At 57.6% G+C, this 15459-nt stretch carries 15 protein-coding genes; 7 read left to right on the top strand and 8 right to left on the bottom strand.

Features of this window, described 5'->3' with window-relative positions; all coding sequences use genetic code 11:
• The first annotated feature begins 506 nt into the window (after window positions 1-506).
• From V8683_RS30625 to V8683_RS30605, 5 genes are read left to right on the top strand one after another with little or no spacing between them, the layout of a single operon-like run.
• Entirely contained in the window at window positions 507-818 is a 312-nt protein-coding gene (locus V8683_RS30625; RefSeq protein WP_411190785.1) for a BufA1 family periplasmic bufferin-type metallophore, read from the top strand.
• Between the two features lie 33 nt (window positions 819-851).
• Window positions 852-1775, top strand: coding sequence for an MNIO family bufferin maturase (bufB, locus tag V8683_RS30620; protein WP_411190784.1), 924 nt, complete (start codon window positions 852-854; stop codon window positions 1773-1775).
• Complete coding sequence (locus V8683_RS30615; protein ID WP_411190783.1) at window positions 1765-2544, top strand: HvfC/BufC family peptide modification chaperone; 780 nt, start codon at window positions 1765-1767, stop codon at window positions 2542-2544. The genes bufB and V8683_RS30615 overlap by 11 nt, the downstream gene beginning before the upstream one ends.
• A gap of 52 nt (window positions 2545-2596) precedes the next feature.
• Window positions 2597-3049: a DoxX family protein gene (locus tag V8683_RS30610; RefSeq protein WP_411192482.1), complete on the top strand. Its 453-nt coding sequence runs from the start codon at window positions 2597-2599 to the stop codon at window positions 3047-3049.
• A complete protein-coding gene (locus V8683_RS30605) occupies window positions 3046-3687 on the top strand; it encodes a DUF1109 domain-containing protein (RefSeq protein ID WP_411190782.1) in 642 nt (213 codons plus the stop codon). Before V8683_RS30610 ends, V8683_RS30605 begins: the two co-directional genes overlap by 4 nt.
• On the opposite strand, the gene V8683_RS30600 is transcribed toward V8683_RS30605, so the two are convergent.
• Both V8683_RS30600 and V8683_RS30595 read right to left on the bottom strand, forming a co-directional pair.
• Entirely contained in the window at window positions 3672-4169 is a 498-nt protein-coding gene (locus tag V8683_RS30600) for an HpcH/HpaI aldolase family protein (RefSeq protein WP_411192481.1), read from the bottom strand. The two genes, V8683_RS30605 and V8683_RS30600, sit on opposite strands and share 16 nt — an antisense overlap.
• A gap of 165 nt (window positions 4170-4334) precedes the next feature.
• A complete protein-coding gene (locus V8683_RS30595; protein WP_411190780.1) occupies window positions 4335-5342 on the bottom strand; it encodes an alpha/beta fold hydrolase in 1008 nt (335 codons plus the stop codon).
• Window positions 5343-5765: 423 nt separating this feature from the next.
• Between V8683_RS30595 and V8683_RS30590 the strand changes: the two genes are divergently transcribed.
• The gene (locus V8683_RS30590; protein ID WP_411190779.1) at window positions 5766-6077 is read left to right on the top strand and encodes a BufA1 family periplasmic bufferin-type metallophore; all 312 of its coding nucleotides are present in this window, start codon (window positions 5766-5768) and stop codon (window positions 6075-6077) included.
• Between the two features lie 300 nt (window positions 6078-6377).
• Here V8683_RS30590 and V8683_RS30585 read toward each other — a convergent pair whose 3' ends face one another.
• From V8683_RS30585 to V8683_RS30565, 5 genes are all read right to left on the bottom strand, one after another.
• A complete protein-coding gene (locus tag V8683_RS30585; RefSeq protein ID WP_411190778.1) occupies window positions 6378-7073 on the bottom strand; it encodes a M15 family metallopeptidase in 696 nt (231 codons plus the stop codon).
• A gap of 216 nt (window positions 7074-7289) precedes the next feature.
• Window positions 7290-7547, bottom strand: a complete 258-nt coding sequence (locus tag V8683_RS30580; protein ID WP_411190777.1) for a DUF1272 domain-containing protein — start codon at window positions 7545-7547, stop codon at window positions 7290-7292.
• 101 nt (window positions 7548-7648) lie between these two features.
• On the bottom strand, window positions 7649-9148 hold the full coding sequence (locus V8683_RS30575) for an efflux transporter outer membrane subunit (RefSeq protein WP_411190776.1): 1500 nt from the start codon (window positions 9146-9148) through the stop codon (window positions 7649-7651).
• Window positions 9145-10305 (bottom strand): efflux RND transporter periplasmic adaptor subunit, encoded by a 1161-nt coding sequence (locus tag V8683_RS30570; protein ID WP_411190775.1) that lies wholly within the window; start codon window positions 10303-10305, stop codon window positions 9145-9147. Before V8683_RS30570 ends, V8683_RS30575 begins: the two co-directional genes overlap by 4 nt.
• A complete protein-coding gene (locus V8683_RS30565; protein ID WP_411190774.1) occupies window positions 10302-13499 on the bottom strand; it encodes an efflux RND transporter permease subunit in 3198 nt (1065 codons plus the stop codon). Before V8683_RS30565 ends, V8683_RS30570 begins: the two co-directional genes overlap by 4 nt.
• Window positions 13500-13966: 467 nt before the next feature.
• On the opposite strand from V8683_RS30565, the gene V8683_RS30560 reads away from it, so the two are divergent.
• On the top strand, window positions 13967-14449 hold the full coding sequence (locus V8683_RS30560; protein ID WP_411190773.1) for a winged helix-turn-helix transcriptional regulator: 483 nt from the start codon (window positions 13967-13969) through the stop codon (window positions 14447-14449).
• Between the two features lie 186 nt (window positions 14450-14635).
• Here the strand turns inward: V8683_RS30560 and V8683_RS30555 are convergent, their stop codons facing one another.
• Window positions 14636-15181 carry a carboxymuconolactone decarboxylase family protein gene (locus V8683_RS30555; protein WP_411190772.1) on the bottom strand — a complete coding sequence of 182 codons (546 nt, stop codon included), beginning with the start codon at window positions 15179-15181 and terminating at the stop codon, window positions 14636-14638.
• Between the last annotated feature and the right edge of the window lie 278 nt (window positions 15182-15459).

Raw genomic sequence — 15459 nt, 5'->3', positions numbered from 1 at the left:
GTTGCGTTACGGGTTAACAGCCCCTACGAACTCTTTTTGAAACCGTTTCTAAGTCAAGCTGAAACCGCTCCGGGTACACGTCATGTATAGACGCTCGGGTGCCGAGTGGTTCTGTTTAATATCGATTCCCTGGCTCTGGAAACTCAAACGCCATGGCCCGTTCACCTGGATCAGTCGCAACGGCCCAAACTGCGCCGCAGCACGCCGATCGACGCATTCACCCCTCTTGCCCCGAAGTCAGAATTACCTCGAGGCCATGCTCGGATATCGATCGTCGTTGCTCCCGACGACAATTCGTTCGGCTACGCGTTCTGGTTACAGTTCGCCGCTTCTTTTCGCGAAAGATTTTGCAGCAGCCTTTACCGACGGGGCTGCCTTCATACACGCCCGCTCGTCGAAAGTTCATGCAAAAAAATTCTCAATCGATGTAACCGGTGTCTGGTACATCGCGAATTAGCTCGTGTATCCGCCAGGGATACTTCCATTTCAACTACTGGAGAACGTTCATGTCCGCAAAGACTACTGTCAGTTCCGCCCTGCTCGCAGGCGCCGTTGCAAGCCTGCTCGCTTCAGTCGCCCATGCTGCGCCGCTCACCAAGGAAGAGATGGGCGCTGCCGTCTCTGCCCACAAGGAAAAGTGCTTCGGCGTCGCGTTGAAGGGGCAAAACGACTGCGCCGCCGGTCCGGGCACTACCTGTCAAGGCACCTCGACTGTCGACTTCCAGGGCAACTCGTGGAAGTTCGTTCAGGGCGGCACGTGCTCGAGCATCGTGGTGCCGGGCGGCGGCCACGGTTCGCTTACGCCGATCAAGTCCTGATTGCCACAACGACGATAGAGAGACGGGACGGCCATGAACGCTTCCATCCGATCAGTGGCGACCGAAGCGTCCGGCCGTCTTCGTCGCTCGGCGACCCACGCGGCCGGGCTCGCCGGCACAAGCTTCAAGTCCGAACATCTCGCGGCAATACTCGAAGACGGTCTGCAGGACGGCTTCTTTGAGGTGCACGCCGAAAACTATATGGGCGCCGGCGGGCCGCCGCACCGCACATTGAGCACGCTGCGCGAGCAGTATCCAATCTCGCTGCACGGCGTGTGCATGTCGATCGGTGGACCAGACGGACTCGACACCGACCACCTCGCGCGCTTTGGCGAGCTGATTGCGCGCTACGAACCCGCGCTGGTTTCGGAACATCTCGCATGGTCCTCGCACGACGGCACGTTCTTCAACGACCTGCTGCCGCTGCCCTACACGAAGGCAACGCTCGACAAGGTCTGCGAGCACATCGATCAGGTACAGGATGCCATTCGACGTCCGATACTGCTCGAAAATCCATCGACGTATGCGGCCTTCGCTTCGTCGACGATGAGCGAGACGGAATTCATCCGCTCAGTGGCCCAGCGCACGGGCTGCGGGCTGCTGCTCGACGTCAATAACGTTTTCGTTTCGGCGACTAATCACGGTTATTCGGCGCGCGCCTATCTCGCGGATTTCCCGCTCGAACGCGTTGGCGAAATTCACCTGGCAGGTCATAGCGAACAACACGACGACGAACATGCGCCTCTGCTCATCGACAGCCACGATCGGGCCATTTCCGATCCGGTATGGGCGCTCTACCACGACGTTATCGCGCGCACGGGACCGATCCCGACACTGATCGAATGGGACAGCCAGTTGCCTGCGTGGTCTGAACTGCGTGCTCAGGCGCTCATGGCCCGGCGAATCGTATCGGCATCCGATGTATCCAACCCGGAGCTCGTTAGCCATGAAGGCTGAACAACGTTCATCCGGCTTCGCCGCAACCTTCGCGCCGGGACTCATAAATCCCGAGATCGCCACACCCGAAGATGTCGTGGCGGCGCATGGCAACGGTGTCGTCAGGCGCTACAACGTCTATCGCAACAACGTCACCGTCAGCCTCATCGATGCACTGGCCGTCATTTATCCCGCCGTGCAGCGCATCACGGGCGTCGAGTTCTTTCGCGCGATGGCTCGTTTTCACGTGCGTGCTACGCCGCCGGCTTCGCCACTCCTGTTCGAATATGGACGCGATTTTCCGTCGTTCATCGAGACCTATGAGTACGCGCGCGAGATGCCGTGGCTTGCGGACACGGCACGCATCGAGCGCGCGTGGCTCGATGCGTATCACGCTGCGGATGCCACGCCGCTCACGACAGAAGCATTCGCGAGCATCGATCCAGGATCGCTTGCCCAGGCGCGCCTCGTCCCGCATCCGGCCGCGCGAATCGTCCGCTCGCGCTACCCGGCCGTTGCGATCTTCGCAATGAACCGGAAGGACGGTCCCGTCACTGCGTTGCATTCGAGCGATGCAGAGGACGCGCTCGTCACGCGGCCTGACGCCGACGTGATCGTCTCGCGTCTGCCCGCGGGCGGCGCTGCGTTTCTCACCGCTCTCATTGAGGGCGTGCCGCTCGGCGCCGCCGCGCAAGTGGCCTTCGATGAGACCGACACCTTCGACCTGCCGGCCAACCTGGCCGCGATGATTTCGGCCGGCGTATTCACTGCCGTTCAACCAGGAGAGTGACATGCAGACCCGACAAGACTCCAGGCCGTCCTTTCCGGCCAACGTCGCGAACATGATCGTGTGCGCGCGGCGCTTCATCGAACGACTCGCGCAACCGTCGTTTGTACAACTCGTACTGCGCCTCGCGCTGGCCGTGCCGTTCTGGAAATCAGGCATCCTTAAATGGCACGGCTTCCTGCAGCTCAACGACACGGCTATTTATCTCTTCACCGACGAATTCAAGCTCCATCTGCCCGGTGGCCCTTATCCATTCCCGGCACCGGCCATTTTTGCGTTCTTGTCGGCATGCGGCGAAGTCGGCTTCCCGGTGTTGCTCGTGCTCGGATTCGGCACGCGTTTCGCCGCCGCCGGTTTGCTGCTGATGACGTGCATCATCGAGTTGACCGTGCCGGACGGCTGGCCGATCCACATCACGTGGGCCGCCATGGCGCTCGGCATCGCCGCATGGGGCCCGGGCCGGATTTCGATCGATTACCTGCTCGGAGACCGCTCGAATCGGTCATGAAAACGCGAGATCTGATTACCCGGCTCGCGAGCGAGATGTCACCCGTCGAACATAATGCAGTGCCGAGGCTGCTCAATCGCGCACTGATGCGTGGACTGGCCGGGAACGCTGCACTGCTTGTCGCGCTATACGGCCTGCGCAGCGATATGCCCGAGCTGATTTTCACGGCAATGTTCTGGGTACGTCTTGCGTTCCCACTTGCGATTGTTGTTGCGGCCATGAAGCTCACGGAACGGCTCGGCCGCCCCGGCGCACCACTCAGGCTCGCCTGGTTCGCTGTGGCGTTGCCTATCGGCACAATGCTGTTTGCCGCAGGCAGCATTCTATTGGCAACGCCGCCTGACTATCGGCTCCAGCTAATGCTCCGCACGACGTGGCGCACGACGACGGCGAGCGTCGTGTTGCTGTCGCTTCCGTCACTCGCCGCCATCATGCACGCGATGAAGCAACTCGCGCCGACTCGTCTCGCGTCTGCTGGCGCGGGCGCAGGTCTCCTGGCCGGCGCGCAGGGGTTGCTCGTCTACTCGCTGTATTGCTCGGAGATGGCGGTGCCTTTCTGGGTCGTCTGGTACGTGCTTGCAATTATTATCATGATCGCCATCGGCGCGGTTATCGCGCCGCGCTATCTGCGCTGGTAAAGGCCTCCTGCCCCGGCATCATGCCCGCACTGGAACAAACCATTGAGGGCCTCCAGGAAGCTGTTATCCAGAATCTCATCAAGATCGCGAACCGCACCCGGATGCTCGATTAACACGATGACATCTGTTTCATCGTTTGCTCGTCTGGCATAGTCGATCATGCTGGTTTGCCATTGGTACTGCGCGCGGAATGGCCCCCAGCCGCGCACACCCTGCGAAGGGTACTTGGCAAAAGATACCGCATGCTTCGCATCTTCCTTGCAAGTGATCATCGGCACGACAATGCTCCTTGCACCCGCATCAAGCGCCAGCTTGATTTGTGCAGCATCGTTGCGTATCACCCGGATCCACGGCTCCACTGATGTCCCTATCGTCGCAGTCACCATTCGATAAGCGGCTTCTATCGAAATTGGACCGTGCTCCATGTCGATCAGCACAAAGTCAAGGCCTACATGGGAAAACATTTGCACCAATTCCGGGATGGGCAGGTAACGCCAATGCCCAGCTTGACGCCTTTGGGTTTTAGAAATCCACTGTCAAGATAAGCCGAATGATTAGCAGGACTGCTATGCATTATTCGGCTCCTCTAATGCCGTGGCTCACCGCGTGGTAACCGCGAACCCACGAAACGATCAGAGACCAAGGCATTAGAAAAACTGCTGAATCTCCTGAGCGATCGAATCCACGTTCGTCTCCAGTGCAAAATGGCCCGTATCGAGAAAAACGACGCGCGCACCCGGAATGTCGCGCCGAAAGGCCTCAGCGCCCGGAGGGATAAAGAACAGATCGTTGCGGCCCCAAACTGCAAGGAGCTTCGGTTGCCGTTCGCGGAAAAATGCCTGATACAGCGGATATCGCTCGATGTTGCGCTTGTAATCAAGCTTCAGATCAATCTGCAGATCGGCGTTGCCGGGGCGCGCCAGAATCGCCGCGTCGAGCGTATAGGACTCCGGCTCGATCACGCGTGGATCCGGCACACCTTGAAAGTAGGCAGCTTTCACTCCTTCAAGGCTCAGGCGAGCACGGATTGGCTCTCGCTTGTCAGGACTCGGATTTGCCCAATAAGCGCGTAGCGGCGCCCAGGCCTTTTCACCCAGCCCCTCTACATATGCGTTGCCGTTTTGACTGACGATGCCTGCTACGCGATCCGGATAGTTCAGCGCCAATTCCCAGCCAACCGGCGCACCGTAGTCGAAGACGTACATGATGTACCGTTTCAAATTCAATGCGTCTACAAATGCCGTCATCGTCCGGGCCAGCGACGCGAAATCATAGACGTACTTACGCTCCGCCGGAATCTCGGTAAAGCCGAACGACGGGAGATCTGGTGCAATCATCCTGAAGCGGCCGGCGAGTTTTGGCATCAGATGCCGAAAATAGAACGAGGAGTTCGCGAACCCATGAAGCAGCAACAACACGGGGGCATCGGCTGGACCGGCTTCGCGGTAGAAAACGTCCACGCCATCCGCGCGGATCCACTTATGCTCAACGTCGGCCGATAGACCGCTCAGTTGTGTCCCGGCCCCGACGGGAAGACTGGCGGCAAGGCCGGCAGCTAGCACGCCGCCGGCGAGGAGTGCGCGACGAGGCGGATTCGAAGGATTGCCTCCGTCCTTGCGTGCGGTTGGATCCAGAAAGGATGTGCGATCAGGCATTACAACTCCAATTTAAGAGAGGTCAGCGCAGGGTTGCGCAGTCGCTGTTCGTCCAGATTCAATGTTGCCTGGCTCTCCTGGCGCACGTATCCACTGCAACTCGCGCACTCAGCGTTTTCCGGTGTGCGCGGCAATCGTCGGGAGGGGTCGCTGCGTTTCCTGCTGGTATTGGAGTTTTTACCACGGATTTCATCATGCAACTTTCTCACTTTTCGAACATATATTCCTCATTCGGCGGAGATATCGATCAACACGCCTGTATGTTGACAATTGGTTTCATTACGAAACTACGCCAGCCATTTTTCTCGACAATGACGTCCAGGTTCGAAATTTTCCGGCCACTGTAACCGACGTCCAGTATCTACCGAACTAGCTTATGTATCCGCTGCGGATACCTTCCATCTCAACCATCGGAGAAACTGCATGTCCGCGAAGACCACTGTTACTTCAACCCTGCTCGCAAGTGCCGTTGCAAGCCTGCTCGCTTCCGTCGCTCACGCTGCACCGCTCACCAACGCAGAAATGAATGCCGCCGTTTCCGCTCACAAGGAAAAATGCTACGGCGTTGCGCTTAAGGGGCAAAACGATTGCGCTGCCGGTCCGGGCACGACCTGCCAGGGTACGTCGACGGTCGACTTTCAGGGTAACTCGTGGAAGTTCGTCCAGGGCGGCACGTGCGCGAGTATTCAGGTTCCGGGTGGTGGCCACGGTTCGCTCACGCCCATCAAGTCCTGATCACGCAACCGCCAAGAGGCATTGGACGGCCATAGATATTTCCACTAGCACCGTGGCATCGTATATGTGTGGCCGGCCTCGCCCTGCAACGCCTGGCAAGCCTGGGCTCATCGGTACCAGCTCAAAGTACAGACATCTCGGAGTCGTCTTCGAGAACCAGGTTCGAGACATGTGGTTTGTTCATCGTCGCACCGGCAAATACCCGCTTTCCGGGTTTGACGTAGTTGACATGGACACGGCCAGGCTACTCTCGCCTCTGGTTCGCAAGATCATGCCCAATATCGGCGAAGCGATATGACATCACCGTTGCTCCGGCCCAGAGATAGTGAGCATGTGCTGCTCGTATATTTGAGGAAGCCGCTCAAGAACAAGATCCTTTCCAAGCATATCTGCCTTCCGGATGGCGCTTGCCAGGAGAGGAACATTCATCTGTTGCAGCGCGGGGACGGACAACGGAGCATAACTGAGATGCCACGGCTCCGGGTACATCCCGCCCAGGAAGTGCTTGTACGGCCTGAAGAAGCCAAACCGGCTAATATTTTCATCAAGCCAGCAATGCAGATTCCAGAAAATTCCACCTGGGGTAACTTCCTCAGGCAGCAATTTTGGACGGTAATCAGATGGCATGACGGATAGATCAACTACATCTATCTCGGTGCCCCATTGGTGACGGCTCCCGCCGGGGAGAGCTGACCAGTTCAGGATGCAGTCGACGATTTGCGTTGGTGACAGCGTGTGAAATTCTCTTGGTTTCCCTTCGCTGTCGTATAGCGGTTTTTTGCCACTGAATTTCCCGTTCCAGATTCTCAACTGCATACGGAAATCCCGGAAACTACTGATTGGTGACAGTTCAATGCCAGCACGTCGCGCTTCTTCGCGCATGGCAAGGAAAGCCTGTCCGGCTGCCGGCTGTGCAGCAAATCTCGGCTCAACGAACTGTTCAACGTGAGTCCTGGATCTCCCGGTTAGCTCCAGTTCATTCAACGCTCGCTTCATTGCGGGCTCCTTTCCGGCACGCGATGGCCCAGGAATCGGTGTTGGCTATGGAGAAGCAACCGTATTGAAAAAGCACTTCGGCGGCCAAGGTGCGACATTGTCAAAGGCTTTCTCAACGTATTCTATGAGGTGGGTATACGCTGGACGACTATTTCACGCTTAGTGTTCGGAGCGCGATGAACTATAGAAAATGTCCGCCATCTCTCGGTACCGGATTTACGTGCTTGACTGAGCGTTTTTCATACAATCCGGATTGAAGACCCGCTTTGTCGAGGTCGGAAATTTGGCCAGTTTGTTCGCAGGACGACGTGGCCGAAACACCAGTTCACCACCACAGTTTGGGCAGGTGTCCTTCAAGATTTGTTCCGTGCACGTCTGGCAGAACGTACATTCGAAGGAGCAGATGAACGCCTCGGTAGAATCGAAGGGTAAGTCTTTGTTGCAGCACTCGCAGTTCGGGCGAAGTTCTAACACTTTCCATCTCCTTAATCTGTAACTGCAGGTAAATCGCCGCGGGGCCTTAAAAAGGCCTGACGTCAGACGGAAGGCTCAGGCGCAGCCAGACTGGCCTGCCCTCACGGCGCGGGACGACTCTCCGGTGAAACGGCCCGAATTGCCCGGGCCTCCGGTGAAGACATTGTCATAGCGGTCTGGGGATCGTTATTGAGTCCGGTCTTGCTATCCCATCCGCCACCCAGTGCCTTTATAAGCGCGACGTCTGCTGTCATTCGGCGCGTCTGGATGTCAACCTCGGCCAGGCGAGCGCCAAGTTCGACGTCCTGTGCCACGATAACGTTATAGTAGTTCTCCAGCCCGCCCGTGTAGAGCCGCTCTGCTTGCGCCGCCGACTCCCTGGCCGCATCGACCGCCGCCTGTTGAGTCGCCGTTTCGCGGGCTAACAGATGCAACGAAGCAAGGCTGTCTTCCACCTCTCGATAGGCGATCAGGACTGTCTGTCGATACTGTGCGGCTGCTTCCTCATGAGCTGCGAGCGCGCGGTCGTTAAGTGCCCGTCGTTTTCCTCCATCGAGCAGATTGAGCACGGTCGTAGGCCCAAGCGACCACGCCTCTGCGGGCGCAGTGAAAAACCGGCTCGGAACCGCTGCCTGTACGCCAAACAGCGCGTTAAGGTTGAACGCTGGGAAGTATGCGGCCTTGGCGACCCCGATGTCTGCATTGGCAGCGGCGACACGCCGTTCCGCAGCGGCAATATCGGGGCGTCGTTCGAGTAGTGTGGCCGGGAGTACAGGTGCCACATCTGGCGGTACCGTTTGGAGAGCACCAGGTGGGAGCGTAAAGCCCTCAGGCGGTTGTCCCGTAAGGACCGCGATAGCATGCTCGAGGTTGGTTCGCTTGAGGCGGATTTCCGTGGCTTCTGTCTTCGCACTCTCATACTGAGCCTCGGCCGCAGACACATCAGGCCTTGCAGCATAACCGGCTGTAAAGCGCGCCTTCGTGAGTTCGAGTGCCTTCCGATAGTTGTCAACGGTGCGATCAAGAACCTCCTGCTGGGCATCGTCGCCGCGAAGGATAAAGTAGTCGGTAGCAAGCTCTGCATGCAGACTCAGAGACACAGTCGCCAGATCGCCGGCACTAGCCTGCTCCAGGGCTACCCCTGCCTTGGCCTGGTTACGTACGCGTCCCCAAACATCAATTTCATAGCTGAAATCGAGCCCAAGGCTATAGTTGTAATACGTACGATTTGGCAGCGAATTCGGCGCCTCCGGCGACAGGCCCGCACGCGATACGGAGCCTCCGGCATCCACAGAAGGGTAATAGTCAGCCTGCGCGCTCTTCGCGTCGGCACGCGCCTCATCGTATCGCGCAAGCGCGACCTCGAGATCCTGATTGGCAATCCCAACCTGATCCTCGATCTGGTCTAAGGTCGGATCCCCGAACATCTGCCACCATGGGCCACGCGCCACGGCGTCCTGGGGTGTTGCGGTGGTCCAGTCAACCGATTCCTTAAATCCGCTCGGCACCGCCACAACAGGAGGCGCATACGCCGGTGCCAGGTCGCAAGCGCTCAGAATACAGACCAGGAGCGATGCGCCACCTCGAAGTAGCCGTCTCATGAGCGAGCCCCCTGCGCGTGCCCTTGCGCCTGCTGCAAACGAACACGTTGTCCTGTGGCCAACGATGCCGGTGGATTAAGGACAACGCGGGCGCCTTGTGAGATGCCAGTGGTAACATCGATGGTTGCGCCGAAGTCGCGGCCTAAGGTGACCGGATGCAGCTCAACCACACCATCAGCATTGACAGTTGCGATGCGTACGCCCTCGGAACGAAAAAGCAACGCATTGGCCGGTACATTTACCCCGCGCTGCTCCACCGGCAGCGTGAAATGGACCTCCGTGTAGCCGCCCGGCAATAGTTCACCCTTCGCGTTATCGGTCTCCAGTTCTACGAGAAGCGTACGGGAGATGGGTTCTATCGCATCTGCCGAGCGCGTGAAGCGAGCAGGAAACATACGCCCCGGATATTCAGGAAATGCGAGCATAGTCGCGACACCTGGCCGGATCAGCGCTGCGTAGCTTTGCGGAACCTGAACGTAGATACGTAGCTTGCTCGTATCCGCTACCCGGAACAACTCTGGACCGGTGCCGCTCCCGGCGTTAATCAGATTGCCCACATCAGTTTCGCGTGCAGTGACAACGCCGTCGTAAGGTGCGACGACCCGTTCGAATCCAACCAGTTCGGATAGACGCGCCACGTTGGCTTGAGCTGACGCCACGGCTGCCGCCTTGGCAGCGGCGTCACTCTGCGCTTGATCGTCCTGCTCGGCTGAAACCGATTGCGTGGGCAACAAAGCGTAAACGCGCTTCGCCGTCGATTGGGCCAGTCGATTGTTGGCCTGTGCAGTGAGCAAATCTGCCTTCGCCTGCTGTAGCTGTCGATCGACTTCGGGAGCGTCGATCTCCGCGAGTACAGTCCCCGCCTTTACTCTCGTGCCGATATCGACGTACCAGTGCTTGATATAGCCGCTCGTTCGAGCATAGATCGGCGTGTCATATTCGGCTTGCACTGTGCCAGGTAATACAACCTCAGCGGTTGCCGGACCGGCCATAGCAAGGATTACCGACACTGTCGGCACGGATTCCTTTTCTGTTAGCTGTACTAGCGAGTTCTCGGCGTGGACGCGCGACCAAACACCCCAACCAACCGTACACAAGAGGAGTCCGGCGACACACACTGTGATCCACCTGCGGTGTGGCAGACGAGCGCTATTCATGTTCGATTCTCCTTATCCGATGCGGGCTCTGCCATGCGTTGAGGTTCGAGAATGTTGTCGGCGCGACCATGAATCAGACCGAACACCGCAGGCACGAAGAGCAAGGTGGCCACCGTGGCGAGGCAAAGTCCACCGATAACCGCCCGGCCAAGCGGAGCATTCTGCTCGCCGCCATCACCGAGTCCGAGAGCCATGGGCACCATACCGATAATCATGGCGAGCGCAGTCATCAACACAGGGCGGAAGCGGGAAAAACCGGCGTCCATCGCAGCCCTGATCGCATCTCCCCCGAGTTCCTGCGTGCGCTCTCTGGCAAAGCTGACCACCAGAATGCTGTTTGCTGTAGCAACGCCGATGCTCATGATTGCGCCGGTAAGCGCGGGTACGCTGAGTGGTGTGCGCGTAAGGAAAAGCATCCATACGATCCCGGCCATCGCGGCAGGCAATGCCGTGATAATGATGAAGGCGTCTGTCCATGACTGGAAATTGATCACAATAAGCAGATATACCAGCAGAACGGCGAACGCGAGGCCACCGAGCAATCCGATAAACGACGTCTGCATGGTCAGCACCTGCCCACGGATGGCGATGGTCGAACCGCGCGGCAAACTTTTCTTCGCTGAATCGACGAGACGAGTCAGATCGCCATTGATCGCGCCAAGGTCACGGTCCTGTGCTGCCGCGTAGATGTCGATGGTCGGTTTGACGTTGTAGTGCGTAACCACAGCGGGACCTACGCTGTGCGAAATGCTGCTAACCGCGCCGAGGATCTGCATGCGGCCGCCGTTGGCGCTTGTAAGCGTTACGTTGCGCAAGGCATCGAGCGAATCGAGCTGCGGCTGCGGCGTTTGCACCACAATCGGATACGAAACCCCATTCTTCGGATCGAGCCAAAAAGTCGGATTCGTTTGGAAACTGCCAGTTAGCGTGAACAGCAGATCGTTCGCGACTTCACGTTGTGAAAGACCGACTTCCTGTCCGCGACTACGATCAACCTTCACATCGAACTCGGGATAGTCAAAGTCCTGCTGGATGCGTACATCTGCAATACCCGTCACATGCCGTACCTGCTCAAGAAGTTTCTGGGCAAAAGCATTGTTGGCGCCCACGTTGAAGCCACTTATCTGGATATCGATGGGTGCAGGCACGCCAAAGTTCAGGATCTGCGTGACAATGTCCGCCGGCAGGAAAGAGAACGTAACCCCCGGGAACGCGTCTGGCAGGATTGCGCGCAGGCTACGGACGTAGTCCGCAGTCGGCCGGTGGTCCGGTTTCAGTGTGATGAGAATGTCCGCATCGGCCGCACTGGCCGGCGCGGAATTGCTATACGAAAGATTAATACCGCTAACTGGCAAACCGACGTTGTCGACGAGACTCGATATCTGGCTTTGGGGAATGACCTGCCGCACAGCGGCTTCAACTTCGTCGGTCAGCCGTGCAGTCTCCTCGACGCGCAACCCGGCGTGCCCCCGCAGATGCAGCTTGATTTGGCCACTATCCACCGCGGGGAAGAAGTTGCTGCCGAGCCAAGGCACCAGCGCGAACGATAAAGCAATGCACCCAAGAAACATTACGATGAAGCGCTTTCGATAGGCAATCGCGGCGGCGAGCACATTGCTGTAGCGCTTTCGCAGCGCTTCGAAGCCACGCTGGAATGCGGTCTGTATCCTGGAGAGAGGATTGCGTGGCGTTTCTTTTTTATCATCGTGCGGGTTGTGCATGCGCAGCCAATATTTGGCCAGCGTCGGAACCAGCGTGCGCGAGATGAGATAGGACGCCAGCATCGCAAAACAGATCGCTTCTGCCAATGGAACGAACAGATAGCGTGCCACACCATTCAGGAAAAACATCGGCACGAATACGATGCAGATACAAAGCGTCGCGACAAACGCCGGGACCGCGATTTCCTGTGCACCCGCAAGAATCGCGGCTTCTACTTCTTCACCTAGTTCAAGATGTGCGTTGATGTTTTCGATTGCGACCGTAGCATCGTCGACAAGAATACCGACGGCAAGCGCAAGACCGCCCAACGTCATGATATTGATCGTCTCGCCCAACATCGAAAGTCCGACCAGCGAGCAGAGAACAGACAATGGAATCGAGATGGCGATGATGAGCGTGGAGCGCCAGCTACCCAGAAAGAGCAAGATCATCAGCGCCGTCAACGCCGCAGCGATGAGACCTTCTCGCACTACCCCGTCAATTGCCGACCTGACGAAGACCGATTGATCGCCGATAGGATGAATATCCAGCGCCGGAGGCGACGCGTCGCGCACCTGAGGCAATAGCTGCTTGATCTGATCAATAATATCCAGCGTGGACGCTGTTCCCGTCTTCTGGATCGTCATAAGCGTCGCATGCTGACCATCGACACGCACAATGTTGGTTTGCGGCGCCGAGCCATCGCGCACGTGGGCGACATCGTGCATGTAGATGATCGTTCCGTTCACGACCTTGACAGGCAGATCGTTGAGCGCCTGAACTTCCGCCGGACTGCCATTGAGCCTGACGTTGTATTCGAAGTCCCCCACCTTCTCCGTTCCCGCCGGGATGATGAGGTTTTGTTCCCCGAGAGCATTCACGACATCATTCGCCGAGATCCCACGTGCCTGCAGAAGATTTTGGTCGAGATCGACCTGAACCTGACGCAGACGTCCACCATAGGGAAAGGGAATCGACGCCCCCGCAACACCGGCTAGCTGCGTGCGAACGAAGTTGTTGGCGAGATCGTACAGACCTTGCTCGGGAATACTCTTGCTGGAAAGTGCAAGCTGGATGATCGGCACGCTCGACGCGTTGTAATTCACGATCAGCGGTGGCGTCGTGCCGGGCGGCAACTGCTTCAGCCACCATTGAGCGCCAGCCGTCATCTGGCTGGTGGCAATAGAGACGTTAGTGCCCGGATGAAAGTAATACTTGATGACGGCCACGCCGTTGAGCGATTGAGACTCGATGTGGTCGATGTTGTTCACCGTCACGAGCGTCAGACGCTCGAACCCGCCCGTGATTCGGTCGCTCATCTCCTGCGGAGGGAGCCCATTGTAGTTCCATATGACACTGACGACGGGAATGTTGATATTCGGAAAAATATCTGTCGGCATTCTGAGCACTGCAAGCGGTCCAACAACGGCGAGCAGCAAAGCCAGAACGATGAACGTGTAGGGTCTCTTGAGCGCGACCCGAACAATCCACATAACCCAACTCCAGTAAAGTGTAGATGCACCTGTTCCGTGGCCTGGCTTGCCACCGACAAATGCCATACTGCTGCGCCGCTCTGATCCTCTGGCATTGCCTCAGCAATATGCAGTGATGTTCTTGCCTCCAATGACCCTCGGGAGACATTCGCCATCACCCGCAGCGCATCATGCAGCTAATCGTCGTGAAAATTAATCCATCAAAGCCGATTTAGTCTTACTCGGAAATCGAATAGCTGGATCTTCAGCGAACCAACGATTTGCCGTCGGCAAAGCGTGCTATGCGATTAGCTCTTCGCCCGCAGCAGCCGTTGTCCGGCTCGCGCTCTCCGTCTGCTCGCCTGTATCCCTATAAGTTGCAAAAAGCAACTGTATGGTGCTAGACTTTCTCCAGCGTTCAGATGGGTCCGGACTGGCACCGGGCCGGACCTTGAGGTGTTGCGATGCGCAGGAAGGAATTTACGGGCATGAATTGTTCGATTGCACGGGCACTCGAACAGGTCGGGGAATGGTGGTCGCTACTTATTGTGCGCGAGTGCACACAAGGTTCGCGACGATTTGATGAGTTTCAGCGCGAGTTGGGCATCGCGCGAAACATACTGGCCACTCGTTTGGAACGCCTGATCATCCTGGGCATCATCGAGCGCTATCCCCTGGAAGAGCGAGCCAACACGGACGGATATCGGCTCACGAAGAAGGGCGAAGACCTCTATCCCGTTGTTGTGTCGCTGATGCAATGGGGTGATCGATGGTTAGCCAAAGCTGGCAAGCCACCCATACAAATGGTGTCCGAAAAAACTGGGCGCCCGGTGGAACGCCTGGAAGTGCGGGAAAAGGGTGGTCGTCCGCTGTCATTTCAGGATGTCCGATTCGAGCCTGGACCCGGCGCGACCTCTGCGACCAAGCTCGTAATCGCCAGTCGCAATTCGCGTGTGTTAGGGCACGACTAATGCCCCGAGGCGCGGTCCCTCACGCCAATTACCGCCTTCGTCAGATCGTCCGACTGCGAATAGCCTGTTGAACAACGCCGCGTCGATATACAGCGGCACCACCCTCCGTCCATCCGCAGAAAGATATAGCCGACGAAACGTCAATCTCTAACCGTTCTTACGGACATTCACCCTGTCCCTGCGGTATCAGATCCATTCGCTGCAACGAAGGACAGGGAAATCAATCTCCACTTTTGATACCTGACAGAGCAAGCTTGTCATCACGTTCAGACTCACAGCACCGACAACGGCCAGAATCTCAGCGTGGCTGAGACCTGCGTTGCGTATCGCTTCAACATCGTCTGCGCTAATTTGTCCCCGTTCGCCGGCAACTTTCAAGGCAAAGGCGAGCACTGCCTTGGTCCTTGCACTGCTCGCTTGCCCGATTCTGCTGAGTTCGATTTCCTCAGGAGGCATGCGTGCCACATTCAGTGCCAGATAACGCTGCTCGGAGACGAGGTAATCGCAGCTATAAAGCTGTGCGACTGCAAGTGCAATGCGCGCGAGCGTCTTGGTATCAAGCGTATCCATGAGTACCTGATTCATGACGCTGTAGCCTCGAAGAACAGCGGGGTTGCTACCCATAAGCCGGAATGCGTTCGGCACTACCCCGAGCCAGTCATGGACTGCATCCAGAATTTTCCGCGACCCTTCGGGGACATCGTCGCGATCGGGGACAGCGAGGCGGGACACGATAGCTTCCTGTTCATTCAACGGGTAGGGTCATAATGGCGAAATTCGTCCCGAAGTTGAATCTGCTGAAAATGAATTTCATCTTCTCGCAATCCGAGCAGGCAAGCTTTCGGCCGATCCAATGACGACGTTCGCGTATAACCGGCTTAGCCACGCCAAAATTCGCTTTCCTCTCTCAATCGCAGTTAGCCGGGAAGCTTGCTGCACCCTTCAACCAGGTCACCCCTAAGAGACGGTTTCATAAAGGCTGTTGAGTTCGCTGAAGAGTGTTCCAGCAG

Source organism: Paraburkholderia sp. AV2 (assembly GCF_054968425.1).
This window is presented reverse-complemented; position numbering and strand designations above follow the sequence as displayed.